Annotated in this window: 22 protein-coding genes and 4 pseudogenes; 18 read left to right on the top strand and 8 right to left on the bottom strand. The window is 56.4% G+C overall.

Annotated elements, in window-relative coordinates; genetic code table 11:
* Nucleotides 1-4 precede the first annotated feature (4 nt).
* Complete coding sequence (locus K5K95_RS30875; RefSeq protein WP_222587590.1) at nt 5-1312, bottom strand: OprD family porin; 1308 nt, start codon at nt 1310-1312, stop codon at nt 5-7.
* 649 nt (nt 1313-1961) lie between these two features.
* Between K5K95_RS30875 and K5K95_RS30870 the strand changes: the two genes are divergently transcribed.
* Together K5K95_RS30870 and K5K95_RS30865 are read left to right on the top strand one after the other, a co-directional pair.
* Nucleotides 1962-2366, top strand: a complete 405-nt coding sequence (locus tag K5K95_RS30870; protein WP_222587589.1) for a nuclear transport factor 2 family protein — start codon at nt 1962-1964, stop codon at nt 2364-2366.
* 161 nt (nt 2367-2527) lie between these two features.
* Nucleotides 2528-3001, top strand: coding sequence for a hypothetical protein (locus K5K95_RS30865; protein ID WP_222587588.1), 474 nt, complete (start codon nt 2528-2530; stop codon nt 2999-3001).
* A 9-nt stretch (nt 3002-3010) separates the two neighbouring features.
* Here K5K95_RS30865 and K5K95_RS30860 read toward each other — a convergent pair whose 3' ends face one another.
* Nucleotides 3011-3919 (bottom strand): LysR family transcriptional regulator, encoded by a 909-nt coding sequence (locus K5K95_RS30860; protein WP_222587587.1) that lies wholly within the window; start codon nt 3917-3919, stop codon nt 3011-3013.
* 139 nt (nt 3920-4058) lie between these two features.
* On the opposite strand from K5K95_RS30860, the gene K5K95_RS30855 reads away from it, so the two are divergent.
* On the top strand, nt 4059-5285 hold the full coding sequence (locus K5K95_RS30855) for an MFS transporter (RefSeq protein ID WP_222587586.1): 1227 nt from the start codon (nt 4059-4061) through the stop codon (nt 5283-5285).
* Between the two features lie 325 nt (nt 5286-5610).
* Nucleotides 5611-6120, top strand: a complete 510-nt coding sequence (locus tag K5K95_RS30850; protein ID WP_222587585.1) for a hypothetical protein — start codon at nt 5611-5613, stop codon at nt 6118-6120.
* Here K5K95_RS30850 and K5K95_RS30845 read toward each other — a convergent pair.
* Nucleotides 6086-6415, bottom strand: coding sequence for a GIY-YIG nuclease family protein (locus K5K95_RS30845; RefSeq protein WP_222587584.1), 330 nt, complete (start codon nt 6413-6415; stop codon nt 6086-6088). The two genes, K5K95_RS30850 and K5K95_RS30845, sit on opposite strands and share 35 nt — an antisense overlap.
* Nucleotides 6416-6993: 578 nt before the next feature.
* Between K5K95_RS30845 and K5K95_RS30840 the strand changes: the two genes are divergently transcribed.
* On the top strand, nt 6994-7353 hold the full coding sequence (locus tag K5K95_RS30840) for a DUF6124 family protein (RefSeq protein ID WP_222587583.1): 360 nt from the start codon (nt 6994-6996) through the stop codon (nt 7351-7353).
* A gap of 87 nt (nt 7354-7440) precedes the next feature.
* On the opposite strand, the gene K5K95_RS30835 is transcribed toward K5K95_RS30840, so the two are convergent.
* On the bottom strand, nt 7441-7839 hold the full coding sequence (locus K5K95_RS30835) for a DUF5329 domain-containing protein (protein ID WP_222587582.1): 399 nt from the start codon (nt 7837-7839) through the stop codon (nt 7441-7443).
* Between the two features lie 97 nt (nt 7840-7936).
* Nucleotides 7937-9505, bottom strand: a complete 1569-nt coding sequence (locus K5K95_RS30830; RefSeq protein WP_222587581.1) for a phospholipase D family protein — start codon at nt 9503-9505, stop codon at nt 7937-7939.
* 331 nt (nt 9506-9836) lie between these two features.
* Between K5K95_RS30830 and K5K95_RS30825 the strand changes: the two genes are divergently transcribed.
* Entirely contained in the window at nt 9837-10880 is a 1044-nt protein-coding gene (locus K5K95_RS30825) for a hypothetical protein (protein ID WP_222587580.1), read from the top strand.
* 6 nt (nt 10881-10886) lie between these two features.
* Nucleotides 10887-11018: pseudogene (locus K5K95_RS30820) on the top strand (enolase); the annotation flags it as partial.
* Between the two features lie 196 nt (nt 11019-11214).
* On the opposite strand, the gene K5K95_RS30815 reads toward K5K95_RS30820, so the two are convergent.
* Nucleotides 11215-11550: a hypothetical protein gene (locus K5K95_RS30815; RefSeq protein ID WP_261398116.1), complete on the bottom strand. Its 336-nt coding sequence runs from the start codon at nt 11548-11550 to the stop codon at nt 11215-11217.
* A gap of 350 nt (nt 11551-11900) precedes the next feature.
* Here K5K95_RS30815 and K5K95_RS30810 point away from each other — a divergent pair, with 350 nt between their 5' ends.
* The 10 genes and pseudogenes from K5K95_RS30810 to K5K95_RS30775 all read left to right on the top strand — a co-directional run bounded on the left by K5K95_RS30810 (nt 11901) and on the right by K5K95_RS30775 (nt 18409).
* A complete protein-coding gene (locus K5K95_RS30810) occupies nt 11901-12941 on the top strand; it encodes an alpha/beta hydrolase family protein (protein ID WP_222587578.1) in 1041 nt (346 codons plus the stop codon).
* 95 nt (nt 12942-13036) lie between these two features.
* The gene (locus tag K5K95_RS30805; protein WP_222587577.1) at nt 13037-13777 is read left to right on the top strand and encodes an NAD-dependent epimerase/dehydratase family protein; all 741 of its coding nucleotides are present in this window, start codon (nt 13037-13039) and stop codon (nt 13775-13777) included.
* A 79-nt stretch (nt 13778-13856) separates the two neighbouring features.
* Nucleotides 13857-13958 (top strand): annotated as a pseudogene (locus K5K95_RS30800) (GNAT family N-acetyltransferase); the annotation flags it as partial.
* A 376-nt stretch (nt 13959-14334) separates the two neighbouring features.
* On the top strand, nt 14335-15453 hold the full coding sequence (locus K5K95_RS30795; protein ID WP_222587576.1) for a low temperature requirement protein A: 1119 nt from the start codon (nt 14335-14337) through the stop codon (nt 15451-15453).
* Between the two features lie 266 nt (nt 15454-15719).
* A pseudogene (locus K5K95_RS33725) lies at nt 15720-15865 on the top strand (LLM class flavin-dependent oxidoreductase); the annotation flags it as partial.
* 220 nt (nt 15866-16085) lie between these two features.
* Nucleotides 16086-16424 (top strand): carboxymuconolactone decarboxylase family protein, encoded by a 339-nt coding sequence (locus tag K5K95_RS30790; protein WP_222590486.1) that lies wholly within the window; start codon nt 16086-16088, stop codon nt 16422-16424.
* 46 nt (nt 16425-16470) lie between these two features.
* Nucleotides 16471-16596: pseudogene (locus K5K95_RS33720) on the top strand (zinc-binding dehydrogenase); the annotation flags it as partial.
* 143 nt (nt 16597-16739) lie between these two features.
* Nucleotides 16740-17912: an alkene reductase gene (locus K5K95_RS30780; protein WP_222590485.1), complete on the top strand. Its 1173-nt coding sequence runs from the start codon at nt 16740-16742 to the stop codon at nt 17910-17912.
* A gap of 40 nt (nt 17913-17952) precedes the next feature.
* Nucleotides 17953-18084, top strand: coding sequence for a hypothetical protein (locus K5K95_RS33350; RefSeq protein WP_261398113.1), 132 nt, complete (start codon nt 17953-17955; stop codon nt 18082-18084).
* Between the two features lie 22 nt (nt 18085-18106).
* Complete coding sequence (locus K5K95_RS30775; protein ID WP_222587575.1) at nt 18107-18409, top strand: putative quinol monooxygenase; 303 nt, start codon at nt 18107-18109, stop codon at nt 18407-18409.
* Nucleotides 18410-18611: 202 nt separating this feature from the next.
* Here the strand turns inward: K5K95_RS30775 and K5K95_RS30770 are convergent, their stop codons facing one another.
* The gene (locus K5K95_RS30770) at nt 18612-19802 is read right to left on the bottom strand and encodes an MFS transporter (protein WP_222587574.1); all 1191 of its coding nucleotides are present in this window, start codon (nt 19800-19802) and stop codon (nt 18612-18614) included.
* Nucleotides 19803-20037: 235 nt separating this feature from the next.
* Between K5K95_RS30770 and K5K95_RS30765 the strand changes: the two genes are divergently transcribed.
* Nucleotides 20038-20925, top strand: coding sequence for a LysR family transcriptional regulator (locus K5K95_RS30765; RefSeq protein ID WP_259156331.1), 888 nt, complete (start codon nt 20038-20040; stop codon nt 20923-20925).
* A gap of 52 nt (nt 20926-20977) precedes the next feature.
* Here K5K95_RS30765 and K5K95_RS30760 read toward each other — a convergent pair whose 3' ends face one another.
* The gene (locus K5K95_RS30760; protein WP_222587573.1) at nt 20978-21382 is read right to left on the bottom strand and encodes a DUF6632 domain-containing protein; all 405 of its coding nucleotides are present in this window, start codon (nt 21380-21382) and stop codon (nt 20978-20980) included.
* Nucleotides 21383-21591 lie beyond the last annotated feature (209 nt).

Genomic DNA, 21591 nt, shown 5'->3' with positions numbered 1-21591 from the left:
CTCGTTAGAAAAGCGGAATGCTATAGCTTACAAAAACTCGATTCTGATCTACGTTACGAGACGCTTCGCTGTTGGACTTACCGTTACGCCAGCCGAACCCCACTCCTTTGAGCGCTCCGGACTGAAGGACGTAGTCCAGGCTAATGTCTCTTTCCCATTCTTTTTGGTTGTCGCCTGACGTAGTTTTAATATTATCGCCGGAGAGGTACATGACCGAGCCTTTCAGGCCAGGGACACCCAGAGCGGCAAAGTCGTAAGCATATTGACCGAAAGCTGTGCGCTCGCCTGCGTGGGTGAAAGTTTGGATCAGGCGGTCTGTATACAGATACAGGCTTGCTCCACCGGCACCCTTGTCTACCAGGCTACCCTGATTGAGTTGAGTGAAGTTGCTGCCATCCGACACACTTTGGTACCCCGCGGTAATTGCGTGGCCACCCAGCGTGTAAATCAGCGCGGCACTCCAGGTACGGTTGTCGATCTCTCCATCACCGTTTTTGGTGTAGCCACTCATTCTGTAGCCTGACGTACCGGAGCTATTTGCACCGGACGAGTCAGTTTTGAAGTAGCGCAGGTCGGTTTTAAGGGACTGATTGTCCGAGAGGGCAAGGGTGTGAATTAATCCAAAAAAATGCTGCGTATAGTAGTTATCGAGGTTGGCGTAGTAGTACTGAGCTGTCAGATCCTTGGTGACGTTCCAATCGCCCCCGGCGAAGTCAAACTGATTACTTTCACGCGTACCACCAGCAACGGCCAACCCCGTCTGATCGCTAGAACCACGTCCTGTCGCATGTTCGATCCGACCTCCAGTCAAGGTCAGCCCCTTGAACTCGCTCGAGGTGATTTGACCGCCCTCGAAGGTTTGTGGAAGCACGCGCCCATCGTTGGCGACCAGAATGGGGAGTTTCGGAATCAAGGTGCCGTAGCGAAGTTCGGTTTTCGACATTTTGACTTTTCCGGTCAGCCCCAGCCGGCTCCACTCGTCGACGGCACGGTTGTCACTGTCAGAAGGCATCATGGTGCTGCCAGCGTGCCGTCCTTTGCCGCTGTCCAGGGTAACCCCCAGCAACCCCAGGCCATCGACACCAAACCCAACCATGCCATCGGTATAGCCCGATTTGAAGTCCAACATGAAACCCTGCGCCCATTCTTCGGTTTTGGAAGGGGCGGCAATGCCATCGCGGTTGTCGTTATTGAAGTAGAAGTTTCTCATTCCCAAAGTGGCTTTGCTATCACTCAGGAACTCAGCATGCGCCTGGGCACTCAGGGTGAGACCAAGAAACACCGAACTTGCAGCAAATTTTTTTCTAATCACTTATATAGCGCTCCATTTGTTATTTTCAAGTAATAGAAGCAACACAAAATCTTCCCGCTCATCGCAACTATTGCGATGAAGGCGCTGAACAGCTAATTAACTTATCTATTTAAATAAATTAGACGGTGTTCAAGGCCTATTTAGATAAATGATCTAGTGGCCCAGCGGTCAGTTCGTCAATCAAAAATAGCCAGAAACAGGCGCAGCCGAGGCCACGCAACAATACGGCGTCCTCGACACGGGTCTGACGGGCGCCGATATGGCCTGTCTGGCTTTCGATAGCAGATGGGAAACTGGTCATTTTTTCGCGGCTCTTGTTGTTATGCAGCGCGATAGCGTTAGAGCCGAGTGTGTGAGAAAGGCGCAGGGAGCGCCTTGCCAGGGGAGATGGAGTTCTGCGTTGGGGTCTGAAAATTTATCTTATCGTCTGATTTTCAGGACTGGGACCCGACACTATTGCCGGTCACGCCGCAATGATCGAGATCCGCTGCCGCTCAAAGGGTATGGCAAGAAATGCGGGTTTTTCGACCTATGCAGTCAAATCCGCCGAGCTAGGATGCATGGCACCAACAGTCCGAGTGCACGGTAGATAACCAGCACCGGTCAAGCCGTCCCCTCACCAACTAATCTCATCGAGACAGGAACAATCATGACTATCGAAACGCAGAACAAATCCATCGTGCTTGAAGCTTTTGATACGTTGTTCAATAAACGCGACTACGTTGCTGCCGAAGCGTATTGGTCTCCTGCCTACATTCAGCACAGTGCCCTTATCGCATCTGGGCGTCAGGGGCTGTTTGACCTGATCAAAAGCCTGCCCGATACATTGACTTACGAACCTGGCGTCATCATGGCGGAAGGGGACAAAGTTATGGTTCACGGTCGTTTCTCTGGCAATGGTCATCCTTCCGCGCTCATCGCAGTCGATATCGTGCGTCTGGAAAATGGCATTCTGGTCGAGCACTGGGACGTTCTCCAGGACGAGGTCACCGCCGTCAGTTCAGCCAGCGGCCTGCCGATGTTCGGCGAACGTTTCCCGGATTCGGTTGAGTAAGAGACGGTTCTGCGATGAACCAATAATGACTCCTGAGATTAAATGGCGCTGCGGGGCGAGTCTGTATCCGCCCCGGTTGCGCCAACGAAGTCTCATACTCGATAGTTCAATATCGAGCGGTTTCAATTGAGGGTGTGTTAAGCCAGGACGCCAGCATCACGTTGCTGATCAACCATCACGACATCACTGAGGCGCAAGAGATCGGGGCGACAATCGCCTTGGGGGTGACGGCTCCCGTGTGCTTGTCTTATGCCTTGGCCAATGGTTTCGTAAAACGGGACATCGGAACGGTGATCAACCTGGTGCCGGTGTTCGAGGCGAGTTCCGGCGCTGCCATTGAGTCGGCGAGTAGCGCTTTTCTGCTTTCGCTATCCGACACGCTGCAACAGCGCTTCAATAACGTCGCCGTGCGTGTTCAAGCCGTTTTGTATGCGGGGTTCCCGCCGATCCGATACCAGAGCGCAGTGGCCATCGTAGACGCAGCGCTGGAGGATTTTGATGCTGGAGTAGCCATCTCGCTACCGACGTTTGCCCATCGGGTGGCATGGAATGCCTTCGTGGCCGCCCGGCTGGAATTGTTCAGCGGGGTAGGGGGCGGGTCCAGCATCGTGGCGCCTGCACATCTGCTCCATTGAACGTGGTCGTCACTGCCACATTCCCCGCGACGTTCGAGCCCGCAACCGCGGCGTCACAAAATCAAAGAACGCGCGCAGCTTCAACGGCAGCGGCGTTTGTCCTTTGTGCACGAGGTTGATGGGCAAGGGCGCTGATTCAAACTTATCGAGCACGATGCTCAGTTCATTGTTTCGTACTGCGTCTGCGACCTGGTAGGACAGCACACGGATTACGCCCACCCCAAGAATCGCTGCGGCGATAGCCGCTTCGGCGGCGTTGACGGTGAGCCGTGAATGCATCGGCACCGACAGCTCTGACTTGCCGGCGCCAAACACCCAGGCGCGCATGGACGCGAGGACTTCGAAGGTGACGCAGTCATGCCCGGCGAGGTCTTGCGGTGTGGTCGGCACGCCATGGCTTGCCAGGTAGGCCGGACTCGCGCAGACGACCCGGCGCACGGTTCCAACTTCAGTCGCCATGAGCATGCTGTCGGGCAGTTCGCCAATTCGCACGGCGACATCGGCGTGTTCGTCCATCAGATGCACGACGCGATCGGTCAGCACCAGGTTGATGTCGATCTCCGGGTAGTGCGCGAGAAATTCCGCCACCACTGGCACCACGTGCAAGCGCCCGAACACGACCGGGGCGGTGACCACCAGTTCGCCTTTAGGGCTGGCGTATTCACCCGTCGCCGCGCGTTCGGCTTCGCCAATCTCTTCGAGGATGCGTCGGCAGGCCGCCACGTAGGAATCGCCAGCCTCGGTTAACGAAAGCTGTCGCGTCGTCCGATGCAGCAGGCGTGTGTGCAGATGCGCTTCCAGTTCTGCCACCTTGCGGCTGACGGTGGTCAGGGGCATGCCGAGGCGACGTGCGGCCGCCGACAGACTGCCCGCATCAACGACGGCGATGAGGATGGACATGGATTCAAGACGGTTCATCAGACTCTACCAAATACTGGAAGGATGCTTCCCGATCCTATGGGATTCTCTTGATAAATGCGAGTCGGTAAGGTTCAAGCCTAACCTCCGGCCCGCGGCGTCCCGCTGCACATACTGGGGAGATTGAAAGGAGAGCGCCGTGAGCGGCCAGCCCGATACATCTGCTAGTTCCCCTGCGCCCGCGATAGCGTCGCGCGGCAAGATCATCATGATGGCGATCATCGCCGGCGCGGTGATCACCAACATCTACGCCACTCAGCCGATCCTGCCGTTGATCTCGTCGGGCCTGGGGCTCGACCTGACGACGGTCGATCTGGTCGCCGGCGCAGCGCTGCTCGGCTTCGCCTTCGGGCTCGCTTTTCTGTTGCCGCTGGGTGACCGTTTTGATCGGCGCAAGCTGGTGCTTGGGCAGATCGCGGTGGCCTTTTTATTTGGTTTAGCGGCGGCGTTTGCGCCCGGCATCTGGGCGCTGATCGCGGCATCCTTTGGCCTTGGCGTCGTCAGTTGCGTGCCCCAGCAACTCGTGCCCTTCGCGGCGGTGATGTCGCGGCCGGAAGAACGCGGGCGCTCGGTCGGCACCGTGGTCAGCGGCATCATGGTTGGCATTCTGCTTGGCCGCACGATCAGCGGCGTGGTGGGAGCGGCCTGGGGTTGGCGCGCGGTCTACGGCGTTGAAGCCGCGTTCATGATCCCGGTGTTTATCGCCGCGGCGATGCTCCTGCCACGCGGCGTGCCCACCACTAACCTGTCCTACACAAAGCTGCTCGCGTCGCTCTGGCCATTGGTGCGCGACAATCGTCCGATCCGCGAATCAATGATTGTCCAGGCGCTGTTGTGGGCGTGTTTCAACGCCTTTTGGGTCAACCTCGCTGCGCTCCTGAGCGATGGTCCCTGGCATCTTGGCAGCGCGTGGGCAGGCAGCTTCGGCATCATCGGGGCAGCCGGTGCGCTTGCCGCTTCACTGGGTGGTCGCGCCACTGACCGGATGGGTTCGCGAACGGTGATCGGCGCCAGTATTGGCATCGTTACCCTGGCGTTCCTGCTGCTCGCCGGGGCGCAGACCTCGATTATTTTCCTGGTGATCGGCGTCATCGTTCTCGATATCGGCGTGCAGTCGGGCCTGGTGTCCAACCAGACTCGCGCCTTTGCAGTCGACCCCAAAGCACAGGGCCGCATCAACAGCCTCTACATGACGGCCACCTTCCTCGGCGGCGCGCTGGGTGTGACCATCAGCGGCTGGCTGATGAGCCGCTACGGCTGGTCGGGCATCGTGGTCTTTGGCATTGCGCTTGGGCTGATCGCGTTGGCCATCCACTGGATCGGCGTGCCGCGCCGCCAGGCAAGCGCGGATGTCGGGGTGCGGTAAGGCCAATCAGATATCTGCAGGAGCAGATCTCTCTGCTCCTGCGTCCGTCCCTTTTTTCCTACTGTCCTCGGCTAAATCCCTGCTGAAACAGAACCAGGTGCAGCGCGCTTTGCTGGAGCATGCGAGTGCCGCGCTGGCACGAAAAAAGGGCACGGATTTATTTTTAGGATCGGACGAGGTAGGCGGCAATGTCCGCTCCGCGTTGCAACCGATCGATAAAAACGAGAAGTTCATCAAAATGAACCTCGCTATACTCATGGCATCGGAGTAGGTATTGAAGGGAAGCAATTGGCCAAAACAGACGATATAACCTTGGAGTAGTCGGATGCGCGAGACTACGGAGAAGCTTCTAGTCGCAGTCGAACTATTGGATCGAGCCCTGCGCATGTACTACGAGGGAAGCTCCTACTTTGCGGCGCTGCATCTTGCAGGCGGTGCTGAGGAAATTCTTGGCGTTTATGTTGAGCGCAGGGAGGGAGAGTCATCCTTGAAAAGCCTGGTGTCCGGTGCAGTGGAGTTTTCCAAGCTTTTAAACGACGGAGTGGCGTCAAATCCCAAAAACATCAGAGATGCCATCAATCACCCGAAGAATCAAACGAAGCACATGGACAAGGGGAATGGCGAATATGTAACCTTCGATCCAAAGATGGAGGCTCGCAATTTGTTGGAGCGAGCGGTCTCAAACTACTACACATTAATCAGAGACAATAATCGCTATAATCTGCCGGAAACTGGGCTTCTCAGTAGGTTTAACTTGGAAATTATTGGGCTTCCATCGGCCAGTGTCGATCGATGCTCCTTCAGTCTACGTTGGATACCTGCTCGATATAGCTAAGAAGGTCGTCAGTTATGTCGAACCATTCGCCATGCATGCGCGAATTTGAAAACATAGCCTGTATTTCTGCTTCTTTCTGTTTTGCTAAAACTGAAAATTCTATTCTGCCGGGCGTAATAAGTCCTGTAGCCTTCCTTAAGTCTATAGCGCCGACTAACTTCAGTTTGCGGTGATTTGCAGTTTGTAATTGAAGAATACGTTTTTCTAATGGCTCTATAGTCGTACCTATTTTTATAGCCAAATCATCTCCAGCCTGGAGGAAGTAGACATATCCTGTGGTGTAATGATCTTTCATAAATAACCTAAATTATAATTGTTGATGGTGATGATTTTATGTGCGTGGCACATTGAAAAAGGGGGGCGGATTTATTTTTAGGAAAATAAATCTGTCCCCTTTTTTCGTTTAGGAAAATAGATCCGTCCCCTTTTCTGCTTTTTCCTTCATTTAAATACGTCAGTGACTTCCTAAATGCTTCCGAAGCTTTCATCTCCCGTAGGAAGTGCGCGTCAGCTTTTTCAACAGCTACTGAGAGCGCGTGTTTAAACATCCTCAAGGTTACGTCCTGAAAGCTACAAAACCTTGCGCCGTTGCCTACGACTCCACCAGAATCCGCCGGCTTGTACGCTTTTGGCCCACTCGGTAACTTGATTCCCGTCACTGCTCATCAGTGATCGGGTTTAGCAGCCCGTGGTTAACCTAAGACGTATGACGCTTCCATCAGTCAGGTTTTTCGCCTGTATTTTGATGGTGGCTGTGCGCAGGGCGCCCTTGGGCGCGCCGGCTTCTTAGGTTTCCCGGTCTGCTAACCTGCGTGCAGCTGCCTCCCTCTTTGTTTAGCAGCAGGAGGGTGGGCACATCATTAGGAACCTAAGATGCTGAAAGTAACGCCAAACCCACCAGACACCGACCCAACCTCCCCATACGAACCCGATTCAAAGAAATTCCACGAGGCCGCCGAACGCGCTCTCGACTTCCACTTCCCATCAAACGCCGATATCAAAGCCACACCGCGAATCCGCAGCACGCTGTTCTCCGTTGACCCAGAAGCCACTGCCGAAACCCTGGCGGTTTTTCTGGTCGAGACGTTGGCGTCGGTCGATGTGATGGTCCATCAGTTGGTGGATCATCTGGAGGGCGAGTCGCGCTATGCCTTGTTGGGCATTTCAAACAGCATCATGGTGGCGGAGATCACGGCGAACCGGGTGCTGGACAGGATTGAGCCACCTGCGTAACCGCTGTCCCTCGCCACTGGCTCCTCATCGTTCAATCTGTCTGTTTTCATAAAATCGGGGCGCTCAGCGCCCCTTTTTTCACCGAAATCAATGAAGTTGCCGTTGCCTCTGTAGTTCCCTCTTCAACCAGGTGCTTGCCGGTTCTACTCCATCTGGACAGCGCACCTCATAGGCGCGGCCACTCATACTGCTTTTAGTGGCAGCAAGATCGATGAAGTCTTCTGCGCTGTTCACCATGTTCTTGCCTTCGAGATAATTCAGCTTTTTCTCCAGATGCGCGCGCGCGCGGGGACCTGGGTATTCGCTCCCGTTGCGCACAAACTGACACTCACTGTGTTCGACAAAGTCCAGCAAGCTCTTTATCTCTTGAGTGGCTTGAGGTGTGGCTTGAACCTGCCCATTAGTGACGATCGCGATAACGCTAATACCCGCAGCCATCATCAATTGGCGGATAAGCCGCGCCGTGCGTCCCATCCACATCCGCATGATTCACCCCGGTCCGGAACGTGAAAAGAAAGGAGTTACCTCCAACAGATACCATAGAGCATAACCACTCACACACCTCTGTCCGCTTGATACAGGGCTATAACATCTTCTCCAGCCCGATCGTGCTGCTAAGCCACGAATTGAAGCGTCGCCACCAACTTCCCGGTTCCTTGGTCAATGTATGTTGTTTGCCGTCATCCTCGGTGACCCAGACCAGTTGATTCTTTTCCAGCAGGACATGGTAACTGAGCGTAGGAGCCATACCTTCCAGGGCCAGTTCGCGCACCCGTCCGGCGAGTTGCGGATTGTCCACTAACACCCCGACTTCGGTGTTCCACAATAATGAGCGCGAGTCGAAATTGAACGAGCCGATAAAAGCTTTCTGCTGGTCGAAAATCATCGCCTTGCTATGCAGGCTGGAGTCGGAACTATTGGAGGATCCGCTGTGAAACAGGCGCGGTCCGCTGTCGCCATTGTCGCCGGACTGGCGGCGTAATTCGAACAACCGCACGCCATGCTCCAGCAAGGTTTTGCGATAAGGGGCGTAAGCACCGTGCGCGGCGGGCACATCGGTGGCGTCCAGTGAGTTGGTCAGCAAGCTGATCGACACGCCGGCGTCGGCACGACTGATCAAGTACACCAACCCCGGCTGGCCGGGCACCATGTAGGCCGAAACCATGATCAGCTCCTTGGTGACCCCGTTAAGCTCGGGTGCCAACTGGGTGGTCAACAGCAACTGTGGGGCTGGTTCGCCCTTCGACAAGACCTTGCTTGGTGCATCCCACATCGCCTTGTTCCAGGCCCAGATCAGCTCCCGTCGCCAGACATTCAGGCGTGGGTGAGTGGTGTAGGTCATCAATTGTTGGTAGAGCGCATGATTCTGCTTGCGCGTTTCCTCCAGGGATCCGTCCAGCCGGGTCCGGAGATTTTTCAGGTCCCTGGGTGTCGGCTTCGTCGAGAGAAACTGCTCGATCGGCTTGCTCAGCGCACTGTTCCAGTACTCGTCAAAACTATGCCCCAACTGCTCTGCAACCGGGCCAACACTGAGCATGTCGATGTCGGTGAAATTCTTGTTGGGCTCGGCATCGAAATACTCGTCGCCCAAATTGCGCCCTCCAACGATTGCCACGCTGTTGTCCACTACCCACAATTTGTTGTGCATGCGCCTGTGTTGCTGCGACAGATTGAACAGCCGGCCCATCGTTCGCGTCACGACGGTGCTGCGGCCCAAGTGCAGCGGATTAAACACGCGGATCTGAATCAGCGGGTGCGTAGTCAGCGTCGCGATAATTCGGTCCAGGTCATCGCTGGTGGTGTCATCGAGCAGAATCCTCACGCGGACTCCGCGGTCGGCGGCGTCGAGCAGTTCGCTCACCAGTATCCGCGTACTGATGCCGTCGTGGACGATGTAGTACTGCAAGTCGAGGCTGCTTCGGGCGTTGCGAATCAGCTCGGCGCGGGCAGAGAAAGCCTCGGCACTATCGGACAACAAGCGAAATCCCGATTGGCCCTGATGGGGAGCTGCCTGGGCCTGGATAGAACGACCGAACGCCGAATCGCTCGCTGGCAAGGCCTGACTGGGTTCGTTAGGGACATTGAGAGTCGTACAGCCACCAAAGAGCACGGCGAGCAACAGCAGAGCAAGCAGGGGCTGTTTGATTCTCACGGAGCGTACTCCGGGTGGTGGCAATCAGGGATGCCGGATCCCGAAGAATGGCCAGTTGGTGTCCACCAGCATTCTGGTCGTATCGACCTTGCGCACTGTTTCTTCGATCTGCGGGGTTGTTTTTGGAGCGTAGTTCATCTGCTGGCAATTGCGGTATCTGCCAGGGCGGAAAAGATAGTGCCGACAGCAATCGGTCCCCCTTTTTTGTTCTTTCAAAACGCGGTTCGTACAAACCGCAGACATCGGCGGCATGATGCAGAAAAGGGGGCGACACCGTTGGGTCGACAGGTGCTAGGCTCCTCATCCGAGTTCATCTGCCAAAGGCCCTTTCATGAGCGACGTCCACGGCACCGCAAAAGCACCAGCACGTTCCAAGCCCAGGGTCATGATCTACGGGGTCGGATATTACGGAATGGAGGCTGTGCGCATTCTCGTCAAAAAAGGCTGGCCTATCGTTGCGGCGGTGAACCGGGCAGGTCCCAAGATCGGCGAGGACCTGGGGCGGCTTGCCGGGCTGAACGAGGACTTGGGCGTTATCGTTCAGGACTGTGAAACCGCCGACTACGCGACCATGAATGCGGACATCGCGTTGGTTGTGCAAACCGAGAGGCTGAGCCTCAACTTTGCGGCTTATCAACGCCTCTTGGGCGCCGGCATCAATGTCATCTGCCACGGCTCGGAGTCCTATTTTCCGCAAGGCGCCGATCCCGACCTGGCCGAAAAGATCGATGCGTTGGCCAAGAGCAACGCTGTTACTTTCACCGGGACTGGCATTTGGGACTTCTCGCGCATCTGGGCGGGAATTCTGATTGCGGGACCGTGCACCGAGCTTCGCTCGCTCACGCATCGCAGCGTGACAAACGCAGAGCTGGCGAACGAACGCATGATGCGCGCCTATGGCGTCGACATGACGCAAGCCGAGTTTTTGGAAAAGGTCACCAAGGTGCCCGGTCAATTGGGCGAGCTGTATAAAGGCATACCGGCGCACGTGATGCATGCGCTTGGCTTTACGCTCAAAAACGTGACCGAGCTGCGCGAGCCGGTACTGTCCGATCAACCGATGTGGTGTCGTACCCTCAACAGGTTTTTACAGCCCGGCACTTCGCTCGGTCTTCGGATCATCGTGTCGGTCGAAACCGTAGAAGGGTCTACGGCAAGCGCGCACATCGAGCTGCGTCTGCTGGCGGAAGGGGAGTCCGAAAACATGACGTGGGACGTTGATGGAAGGCCACCCTCCAAAATCCGGATCGACCGCGCCGATGGTGTACACACCTCGGCGTCCTGCATGGTGAACCGCATTCAAGATGTCATCGCTGCTGCGCCTGGGATCAGGTTGATTTCGCAGCTTGGTCCATTGCGACCGTCGCTGACGTAAATACCGGATACCCCGATCGCCACGGGTGAAATGCTCACCAGCGTTGCCGAGCACGCCGAGTTCATCAATCTGCGCGGCGCTGACTTCCTGATGCCCGATGCAAAAGCGTTGCTGTTGATCGTTCCCATGCTCCGCGTGGGAATGCCGCCGGGGACGCTCTGCGTTCCGCTGTCGACACCAGGCTTGAGTCTTGCGCAAGGGTGACGCGGAGCGTCACGGGATGCATTCCCACGCAGAGCGTGGGAACGATCACTAAACCGTGGACAGCGCAAGAAGCTGAGGTTGCCAAAGACAAAAAAACCCGCTCAATGGCGGGCTTCATCAACGGTTTTTCCTATGGCGCATGGCCAAAACTCTTGTGCAATTCGTCCTCCAGTTTTCGACACGAATCAGCGATTACGCTTTTCCCTGCTGCCGGGCCGGAGTAGCTGTCTACTTCTTGACGGCATAGTTCGACGGCATCTTGGGCTTGTATTCTTCCCTGGTCTTCTGGCGTGTCTCTGACATAAAAACCGAAAGCCCAGTACAAGGTTGTGGCAATAATAATTGCGACGAAGACCTTGCTGACAGGGCCTATTCTCCTTTCTGACGATAGTGGCCCCTGCGGCGCATTCCGTATTTTCTGCCTGAGGTCGGATTGGCAGTGCTTGCATAAAATGGCTTCAGCCATGATGACTTCCGCGCAATAGGGGCAACTCTTTTTTCCAGCCTCCACGGATGAAACTCCTTTTTCAAAACGGAATTCTATCATTGGGCCTGAAGGGTGGCGGAGGGGAGAAATTTTGTAAGAGTGTCCGATCGGGGACGTGAGCTACTTATCCTTACAGATCGCTTTGGGCCGAATGTTGCGCGTTACGAAGGACAGCAATCGTCCAAAGCAGTCATTCAGATACGCCTGAAGAACCAGCCAATTCAATGAGTATCAGAAATGACTGTATGTGCCGACGCGATGGCTGATATGTTTCCTGCGCACCCGATCATGTCCAATTGACGTTGATCACATCAAGGAAGATGAAAGCCATGAAAACAGTGCTGGGCGCCTTGCTCCTTTTGTGTCTGAACACACCAGCATTCGCTGGCGACAACCCAATCGGTTTCCGGGCCTTGACGTTGCCAGAAAAGCAAAATGACCGTCCGCTGGAGTTAGTCGTCTGGTACCCGAGCGCCTCCACAGCCACACCGCAGTTGATCGCGGATACACCGGTATTTGTCGGTGCGCTCGCTGTTCCCGATGCGCCGCCGGCCACTGGCGCGCATCCATTGGTAGTGCTCTCCCATGGCTTTCGCGGAAATTGGGGGAACCAGTCATGGCTGGCCATTGCATTGGTCCGACAGGGTTACATCGTGGCGGCGGTCAACCACCCCGGCACCACCACCCACGATCGCAACCCTGAAGCGGCCGCCCAGTTGTGGCAGCGGCCTGTCGATCTACAACGGGCCATCGATGCGGTCATGGCTCAACCGGAATACTTCGGGTCAGTGGCCAAACGGCACATTGCAGTGGTAGGACATTCACTTGGCGGCTGGACCGCTCTGGTAATCGCCGGTGCCCGATTCGATCCCGAGCGTTTTGCGCAGGACTGCATCTCGCACCCTCAACTGTCCAGTTGCAGCACTTACAAACAACTCGACCCCGACCGTGATCCAGCATCGAAAGCCCGGCTGGTCGCCGATCTGAGCGATAAACGTGTTACTGCCATTGTTTCCCTGGACCTGGGCCTGTCACGCGGCCTGACCAATGAAAGTCTGGCGGCATTGCCGGTACCGACACTGGTGATCGCAGCGGGTGTGCCGTCCGAAGACCTTCCCGCGCAATTGGAGTCCGCCAACCTGGCCAAGCGCTTGCCCACGGCGACGAGTCGTTATGTCGAAATCAAGGACGCCAGTCATTTCAGTTTTTTGTCGATGTGCAAACCCGGTGCGGTGGCGTTGCTCGAAGAAGACGCACCGGGCGATGGCATGATCTGCCGCGATGGAGACAACGCTCGACCACGGGCGACGATCCAGGTGCAGATTGCATCGCTGATCAACGAGTTTCTCGTGCAGTCATTTCGCAACTGAAAAGGGCTGAACCCATTGGACGCCTTTCACTCTGCCACTCAAGCGAATCCAGGGCGGGGTGACAGGCATGAGCTCGAACATGAGGACATACGGACATGAATACGCGAAAAATTCTGGTCACCGGGGCTGCGGGTCTGATCGGTAGCGCTTTCTGGAAAGCACAAGCCGACAACATGGATTTACGTCTGGCCGATATAGACGAATCAAGACTGCCAGACTCCGCACAACGTTTCGCCCTCGACGTCAGGGATCAAGCCAGCTGCCTTGAAGCCTGCGCAGGCATCCACACTGTGATTCATCTAGCGGGTGATCCGGACCCGGATGCTGATTTCATGAGTTCCCTGCTACCGGTGAATATCGTGGGCACCTACAACATGTTGTTCGCCGCAAAAGTCCAAGGCTGCAAGCGCTTCATATTGGCGAGCAGCGCCCAGGCCATTGAAGGTTATCCCAAGGATGTACAGGTACATGAAGGTATGGCGCCCAGGCCAGGCAACCACTACGGCGTCAGCAAAGCGTTTGGCGAAGCGCTCGCTTCGTTGTACGCAAACGACGGTGACATGACGACCATTGCAGTCCGTATTGCAAACGTCGCGCAGTTTCACCCAGGGGAAACCCACAGCCCTCGGGACGTCGCTGCGTTTATCAGCGTGAGGGATGTCGTCGCTTTGTTGGGTAATTGTGTAGAGGCCGAGTTGAACGGATTCCATGTTGTCCATGGCGTCTCGGATAACAGGTATAAACGCCTCTCCATTGATACGACCAGAAAGGTCGTTGGCTACGCGCCCCTTGATAATGCATTCGAAATTCTGGAAGGACGCGCTCAACATGATTGAGTGCAGGCGTCTTTCTATTCACCTGCACGCGTCAAAGCTACCTATTCGACCCAATGACTCATTGCTCAGGGAGAGCGCCATGCCTTTAGAAATCCAGCTGTTGGAACATCCAACTGAAGAAGAGCGGTCAGCCATTCTAACCCCGTTGCTGGCCCATAATCTGGCCAACGGTGGGGATGATGGGTGCGCCGGGATTACGGGAACACCAACAGCTTCAACGAGAACCGGTTGATCATTTCCTACCCGTTGTCGATTTTTTAGCGCTTCAAGGGCCCTTGCCGAGCAGCAACATGGTTGGGGCCGGTAGCGAATCCCAAACTTCCGCCTATTCAGTACCCGTGCTTCGATACCTTCTGAGCCGTCCTCGTTTTTCACGCGATGGAGCTTAAGGGGCAGCTTGATATAGGACATAAGGCCAACACGTACCGAAAAGGTCAGGAATTGCACTCGGTTTTTGCGACCGCCCCCCCCAAGCTTGACGCCTATTCCCGGCCACCCGTTCGCTTATCCGCTAGTTTCCTTCTACATTAAAGAGGTGCACACGGAGCCAACAGCGAATGAAGTCTTTGAAGTATTACGAAAAAGATCGACACGCCACATGGTTGGAGTTGTTTTTTGACCTGATCTTTGTTGTTGTAATTGGCAAGGTGACGCATATTCTCGGAGATGTTCATCAAGGCCATTTTGAGCATGAGCAATTATGGATATTTGTACTGCTTTTTGTTCCATTATGGTGGGTCTGGTCTAGTCACACGATTTACGCCAACAGGTTTGATACAGACAGTAATTCTCACCGTTTGGCAACATTATTTGTAATGTTGCTGCTCATTGTGCTGTCTGCACTGATTGGGGATGAACCAGAAGTAAACTATCCGCTTGTTATTGCCTGTTATTTTGGTATACGTGTCGTCATCAGTATTATGTACATTTCATCCAGACGTAAACTTAATGGCCGTGGCGAATTCTCCTCCAGGCTTGGCTTTGCCCTGTTAGTTAGCGCAGTTGTTACTCTTTCATCTATTCTTTTTGACCCGCCCATGCGTTACCTTGTCGCTTACTTTGGGATTTTTCTCGATATTCTCCTCCCTGTATTTGTTGGGAGTAAACTAAAGCCATTGCCAGCACATACAGAACACTTGGTTGAACGACTGGGCTTGCTCACCCTCATCTTATTGGGCGAGTCAGTATTTAGTCTTTCTGCAGGGTTATCTAACATTCAATGGGGTCTTTATAATGTGATGACGGCAATCACCGGATTTATCATGATTTGCAGTATCTGGTGGATATATTTTGACAGCTTTTACCTGCTGAGCAAAAATGAAAGCAGTATGACTGGGCACTCCTTAATCTACTCGCACCTTTTTCTATTTATGGGGCTAGCACTCCTCGCCAATTTGATCAGGCATGCGATCCTGAATGACATTGCGATACGCGATTTCCAGATTATGTCAATCATCGGCATGGCCTTGTTTTTCCTGGGCAAGCAATATGGCTATTTCATAGCCGTGCCTAAAATAAGGAAATACATAATACAAAACACTTTGATCGTGTTCTCTTTGGGTGCGTTGGTTATATTTCTACCCCGCGTCGAGTACATATTGGTCGGCCTGACAGCAACCATGATCTGTTATGTTTTTCTGAATTTCAGATATCGTGGAATGTTTATTAGGCCATAAGTTGGGGGGCGCCCGCGAAACCCCGCAGACAAGATCGAACAACCCGCCCGCGAGCATGGAAAAGGGGATTGATCAATTTTCCAATCCAATTGCCCTAAAAAGTGATCAACCAGCTGACCTTCGGCTTACGCGCTGCCCACTACGTCATTCTCAGTGTCCCTACGCCACTTGCCGCTACCCTTTGTCTCTTTGGGTTTGTAATCCTGGGATCGACGACCATAGTTAAGAGTCCGGTGTCCCTTGTGGCTATCGCGATCTGACAGCGCTGGATCGCGGCACAGACAACCACGATTACGCTTGCCACCGGTCCGATAGTGCTAACCGTGCGCTACCGCTGCACACCGCCAAGGCATCGATCGAACAGCTCTCGGGCGGGCGGCTAGTGCTTGGTGTCGCCTCGGGCGACAGACCAGATTGCCGCCAGCCTCGGGGGCACACGTCATCGCGACGACAAGCCGGCGCAACCACGACTTCGAGCATGCCCTCGGTGACCCTACGGTGCTCGACTACACATCTGAGGATGTGGTCAAAGCCATCAAGCGGTGCAGCAGGTTAACCCTCCTCACCAACAGCTTATGCGTGAGGAGCGAGGCGCAAGGATCCGCTTAATCCACTGAAGGAAATCGAAAATGATGCTCGATTGGAACACCTACCATCAACAGCTGCTCGCCACGATTGGCGACATGGCCAAGCTCAGCCCAGACACCGTTCACGGTTATGGCCAGTTAAGCGAAGCCGGCACGAAAACCGGACGACTGGACGCCAAGACACGCGAGTTGATAGCGCTCGCCGTGTCTGTCACTCGTCAATGCGACGGCTGTATCACCGTGCACACGGAAGCGGCGATCAAACATGGGGCAACCCGGGAAGAAATCATGGAGGCGCTGGGCGTGGCCATCACCGTGAATGCCGGTGCCACCCTGGTTTACTCGGCGCGAGTCCTGGATGCCTACACCGCTAAAACAACCTAGCAGCGGCAGCACACTCAACGGCGGCAGGCAATGGCTACTGACTGAGGGCGAGGCCGGGCAGCTGAAGCCGATCATTGCCAAGACCTTCCCCTTCGAGCAGATCGTCGAGGCGCACCGTTACGTGGAATCGAACCAGCAGTTCGGCAAGATCGTCGTCACCGTATCCCGGTAGAGGCAGTTCGTGAAAGACCAGGGGAGGGCAGAGTCGCCTTTCCCAAGATTACGGAAATGACTCGGCTCTGATCTCTCGGATAATTTCGATAGGAGGTAAACCTCATGCCCGTATCTACCGAATCTGCAGCGCAACAAGGCGCTATGCCGCAAACGTCCAGGGAGTTGCTGTTTCAACCCGTCAAACTAGGGCGCTACGAGCTTCCGCACCGGATGGTCATGGCTCCCTTGACCCGCTCGCGCGCCGGCCAGCCGGGCAATGTCCCGACGCCACTCAATGCCTGCTATTACGCGCAACGGGCTTCAGCCGCCCTGATCATCAGCGAGGCGACCCAGGTCTCGATGCAGGGCCAGGGCTACGCCTGGACCCCGGGTATCCATAGCCGCGAACAGGTCGAGGGCTGGCGACGGGTCAGCGACGCCGTGCATGAAGCCGGCGGTTTGATTTTTATGCAGCTCTGGCATGTCGGCCGCATCTCTCACCCGGCGCTGCAACCCGATGGCATGCTGCCGGTCGCGCCCTCGGCGCTCAAACCGAGCGGTGAGGCGTTTATCGAGAACGAGAACGGCGAGGGCGAGCTGGTGCCCTTCGTCACCCCGCGGGCCTTGCAGATCGAGGAGATGCCCTACCTCGTTCGGCAATTCGAGCGCGCGGCCAGGAATGCGCTGAGCGCCGGCGTCGACGGCATCGAGGTGCACGGCGCCAACGGCTACCTGCTCGACCAGTTCATCAATTCCGGCACCAACCAGCGCAGCGACTGCTACGGTGGGCAGATCGAAAACCGCGCACGGCTGCTCCTGGAAGTGGTCGAGGCGGCCTGCGAAATCTGTGGGCCGGACCGCGTCGGCGTGCGCCTATCGCCGCTCGGCACCTTCAACGACATCAGCGACGACAATCGGGAGGCGACCTTCGGTTACCTCGCCGAAAAGCTGAGCGACTACAAGCTCGCCTATCTGCACCTGGTCAATCCGGCAATCGCCGCGCTTGAGCAGGGCCTTCCTCCCACCCCTGAGGCCATGCGGATGCTGGCGCTGATGCGGGAAAAATACCGTGGCACGCTGATCCTCGCCGGCGGTTTCGACCACGACACGGCTGAGGCCTGGCTGCAACGGGGCAAGGCAGACTTGATCGCCTTCGGCCGCAAGTTCCTGGCTAATCCCGACCTGCCGGAACGCTTTCGCACGCGCGTGTCCCTCAATGCCGAGGATCACTCCACCTTCTACGGCGGCGGCGCCAAGGGCTATACCGACTACCCATCCCTGGCCAAGGAGCGCTGCGAGGAAGCGAAACCCTGCGTCGATGAGAGTTGGCGCTAGTCCAGTCCGCAAGCCGCTCGAGAACCAAGGAGCAGCCAGAATGATGCTCGAATGGAACGGGAACGATTACACGCTGTTCGAGCTGACCGGTGACCCGCAACGCTGGAGCTGGGCGGCAAATCGGCGAATATCGCGTCGGGCTTACTGGAAAGCATGGCGCATGATGATGTAGGCGTAACAACAGGAGGCACGTCATGGTCAAAGTAGCGTTGTTCGTTCGTCTGGAAGCAAAACCCGGGAAAGAGAAAGAGGTAGAGAGCTTTCTCTTGAGTGGCCTTCCAATGGTAGAGGAAGAGCCGGCCACTACGGCTTGGTTTGGAATCCGCTTGGGCCCGTCCACCTTTGGCATCTTTGATGCCTTCCCGGATGAAGCAGGCCGGCAGGCTCATCTTTCGGGCAAGGTCGCAGCGGCGCTTATGGCGAAGGCTGGCGAGCTGTTTGCCAAACCGCCGTCAATCGAGAAGGTTGACGTCCTTGCGGCCAAGCTACCCGGCTAAGCAAGCCCAACAAAGCCCCCAATCAACGTCACCGGTATGGAGCCGGACGCAGCACCGAAACCCACCAAAGCGCTGACCCCGGTGTCGCTGGACGATCACAGCCAGATGTTCAGCAGTTGGCTGTGGCAGGGCACCGGCAGCCTGAACGTTAAACGGTTACGCGCATGGCTCAACGCATTGCCCAGTCAGTCGCCCGGCCGCGTCATGCGGCAGGACCGACGACCGCGCGGTAGTCGGCTCCTCGGTTGCGCACCATCAGCAGCGCCAATCCCAGTACCGAGACGAGGGCACCGACCAGCCCCATGTAGGAAACGCCAACGGTACTGATGGTCACCCCGCCCAATACCGAGCCCAAGGCGATGCCGAAGTTGAAACCGGCGATGTTCAGGCCGGCCGCCACGCCATAGGCGTGCGGCGCATGCTGTTCGGCGATGCCGATCAGGCGGGCCTGCAAGGCCGGCACGGCAGCGAAGGTGAATAGGCCCAGCAACGCGACAAGTACGCCCATGGCAAGCGCCGAGGAGGCGAAAGCCCACACGCCCAGCGCAACGAAGGCGATACCGCTGATCACGATCACGCTTGAACGATCCACTCCGATCCGGTCGGTCATCTTGCCGCCAATCACGTTGCCAATCGCGGCGAGCACGCCATAGATCAGCATGAAGATGCTGACCGTAGCGCCACTGACGTGGGTGACGTCCGTGAGCAGCGGCGCGATGTAGGTATACGCGGTGAACGAGCCGGCATAGCCCAGCACCGTGACGAGCGCAGCAACCAGCAAGGTCGGATGGAAGATCGCCTTCACCGCCTGCCCGACCGAGTCGGCTCCAATGTGCCCTTGTTGCTTGGGCGGCTCCTTCATGCCCAGCAGCAGTCCCAGGAAGCCCAGTGCGCCGAACGCCGCGATCGCGCCGAGCACCGAATGCCAGGAGATCACGCCCCCAAGGTAGGTGCTGATCGGCACGCCAATCGCCATGGCAATGGTGAACCCGCCAAACACCACAGCCACGGCACTGCCGGCCTTCTTCGGCCCTACGAGACGTGCCGCGGTGCTCGAAGCCACGGCGAGGAACAGGCCGTGGCCCATACCGGCCACAAAGCGCGCAATCAGCAGTGTTGACAGGTTGGTGGCGATTGCCGCGAGCAGGCTGCCGACAGTGAAGACCAATACTGTCACCAGCATGACTTGCTTGCGTGACCATCCGGCGGTCAAGGCTGTCAGGACGGGCGCCGCGAAGGTCGCCCCCAATGCGTACAGGGTCACGGCGCTACCCGCCTGTTCGATGCTGATGTCCAAGCTTTGCGCCATGACATCGGTCAGGCCTATGGGCACAAACTCGGCAAGGCCTAGCGCGAAGGCACTGAGCGTAAAGATGTACACGATAAGTGGCATGAGAATCGCTCTCGATCTTCAGGAAAGAACAGCCTTGGGCCGCAGTGCCGTGAATCGTAAAGAAGGTCTATGGATATGAGGAATTATCATTTAATGGTCTATGGATAAAAAATTTTATGGCTGACATACTTTTTTCATGCAGATCGGCTTGCGAACGGCGGTCCGGAGCCGAACAGGTTGCTATCTCCACCAGAACCTTCCGGAGGACGTCGCCAGCAGCGGCGTGACACTATCCATGAGCCATCTTGATCATCTGCGCACATTTATCGAGGCTTACCGGCTGCAGTCGTTCTCACGGGCGGCAGAATCTCTTGGCATGACACAACCTGCGGCATCCCTGCACATCCAGGCGCTGGAAGCCTTTGTGGCCAAGCCGTTATTCGTACGTCGTGCCCGTGGCGTCACGCCGACGGAAGCGGCTGACGAACTGGCGCGAGCGATCGGCCCGATGATCGACGGGCTGGAGATGAGGATGGCCTCATACCGTCTGGGCGGTGAGATGGGTGGCACCGTGCATATCGCCGGGCCTTCCGACTTCATTTATTCCAAGATCGCGGCGGGATTGGCACCGCTGATGGCGCAGGGATTTCAGATCCGCGTGCACACGGGAAACCGCGACCGCATCTACAGCCTCCTCAATGCCTCGACTGCGGACCTGGCCATCACCGCCTCCATGCCGAATGAGCATTCGCACGGATTCGCCAGGCTGTGGACCGAGCGTTTTTTGCTTGTCCTCGCTCCGGAGATGGCCAAGCAATTGGGCAAGCGTCCTACTGCGCAAAGGCTGGCGAAGCTCCCGCTTATCGCGTTCGATGAAGACCTGCCGCTGATTCGGCCGGTGTGGACCGCGCTGTTTCAGTTTGCGCCAACACTGCAGGCCGCGCTCACAATCGCCGACCTGCGCATCATTCAAGACCTGGTCGTGAAGGGGCACGGATGGAGCGTTTTACCGGATTACCAGTGCGCCGAGGCGCTGGAATCAGGACTGTTGGTGTCGATCACTTCGCGTCAAGACGCCCCCACCAACAACCTGTATCTGGTTTGGCAAAAAACCGTTATGCGCAATCCACGCATCGTCCATGTGCGCGACTTCATTCTGGGAATGTTCGGTAGCGACACATAAGAGCGTATTGTCGGCTGCTGCTCAAACAACAAGTAAGCGGACTGGCCTGCTGTTAGGCCCCATTGTGTGTCCGGGGCCGAGCGGCCAGTTGCGAGCGGGGCGTCAAGGTGGCCAAGGCAACCGCCACGATGAAGAGCGCCGGCACGTCACCTGCCAAGTGCCCCATTTGCCCCGGCTGGGTCACCGCCTGGACGGTCATGATTCCTGCGTGTACGGCGCTAGACCACGCGGTGAACCAGATTAGGCTCAGATTGGCTAATGGATCACGTGCGGCCAGGATCAAGAACACGCCAAGTGTGGCGTAGATGCCAACGATCATCATCGGGTAGTCCGAGTGACCGACGTGCCAGGCCCAGCCGGACGGCCAGAACAACATAAGTGGGTAGAGAGCAAGGCTCGCGAGCCCAGCCAACACTAGAACGACACGCAAATACCTGAGGCGATCGACTACGGTCATGGCGGACTCCTCTTTGGGCCTGACTCTAATTTGACCTCAAGTGGGGTGATAACACCCTCACGGGCTTGGTGGATAAAATTCCTTGCTCTGTCGTCTAGCCCTGACTAGACCGGGCATTGACAGTCGGGTGTCTGCTGAAGAGGGTTATACGCCATCGACGCAAAAGCCCAATCTGCTCAAATAGTTCCGGCAGCAGACCAAGCATAGCT

It is taken from the genome of Pseudomonas sp. DR48 (assembly GCF_019823085.1).
GTDB lineage: Bacteria > Pseudomonadota > Gammaproteobacteria > Pseudomonadales > Pseudomonadaceae > Aquipseudomonas.
This window is presented reverse-complemented; position numbering and strand designations above follow the sequence as displayed.

Excerpts from the sequence above, each read along its gene's own strand:
- K5K95_RS30780 (WP_222590485.1), top strand. The coding sequence starts at position 16,740 with ATGCCGCAAACGTCCAGGGAGTTGCTGTTTCAACCCGTCAAACTAGGG.
- K5K95_RS30850 (WP_222587585.1), top strand. The coding sequence starts at position 5,611 with ATGCGCGAGACTACGGAGAAGCTTCTAGTCGCAGTCGAACTATTGGAT.
- K5K95_RS30810 (WP_222587578.1), top strand. The coding sequence starts at position 11,901 with ATGAAAACAGTGCTGGGCGCCTTGCTCCTTTTGTGTCTGAACACACCA.
- K5K95_RS30870 (WP_222587589.1), top strand. The coding sequence starts at position 1,962 with ATGACTATCGAAACGCAGAACAAATCCATCGTGCTTGAAGCTTTTGAT.
- K5K95_RS30770 (WP_222587574.1), bottom strand. The coding sequence starts at position 19,802 with ATGCCACTTATCGTGTACATCTTTACGCTCAGTGCCTTCGCGCTAGGC.
- K5K95_RS30795 (WP_222587576.1), top strand. The coding sequence starts at position 14,335 with ATGAAGTCTTTGAAGTATTACGAAAAAGATCGACACGCCACATGGTTG.
- K5K95_RS30805 (WP_222587577.1), top strand. The coding sequence starts at position 13,037 with ATGAATACGCGAAAAATTCTGGTCACCGGGGCTGCGGGTCTGATCGGT.
- K5K95_RS30760 (WP_222587573.1), bottom strand. The coding sequence starts at position 21,382 with ATGACCGTAGTCGATCGCCTCAGGTATTTGCGTGTCGTTCTAGTGTTG.
- K5K95_RS30825 (WP_222587580.1), top strand. The coding sequence starts at position 9,837 with ATGAGCGACGTCCACGGCACCGCAAAAGCACCAGCACGTTCCAAGCCC.
- K5K95_RS30840 (WP_222587583.1), top strand. The coding sequence starts at position 6,994 with ATGCTGAAAGTAACGCCAAACCCACCAGACACCGACCCAACCTCCCCA.
- K5K95_RS30765 (WP_259156331.1), top strand. The coding sequence starts at position 20,038 with ATGAGCCATCTTGATCATCTGCGCACATTTATCGAGGCTTACCGGCTG.
- K5K95_RS33350 (WP_261398113.1), top strand. The coding sequence starts at position 17,953 with ATGATGCTCGAATGGAACGGGAACGATTACACGCTGTTCGAGCTGACC.
- K5K95_RS30775 (WP_222587575.1), top strand. The coding sequence starts at position 18,107 with ATGGTCAAAGTAGCGTTGTTCGTTCGTCTGGAAGCAAAACCCGGGAAA.
- K5K95_RS30845 (WP_222587584.1), bottom strand. The coding sequence starts at position 6,415 with ATGAAAGATCATTACACCACAGGATATGTCTACTTCCTCCAGGCTGGA.
- K5K95_RS30835 (WP_222587582.1), bottom strand. The coding sequence starts at position 7,839 with ATGCGGATGTGGATGGGACGCACGGCGCGGCTTATCCGCCAATTGATG.
- K5K95_RS30815 (WP_261398116.1), bottom strand. The coding sequence starts at position 11,550 with ATGGCTGAAGCCATTTTATGCAAGCACTGCCAATCCGACCTCAGGCAG.
- K5K95_RS30790 (WP_222590486.1), top strand. The coding sequence starts at position 16,086 with ATGCTCGATTGGAACACCTACCATCAACAGCTGCTCGCCACGATTGGC.
- K5K95_RS30860 (WP_222587587.1), bottom strand. The coding sequence starts at position 3,919 with ATGAACCGTCTTGAATCCATGTCCATCCTCATCGCCGTCGTTGATGCG.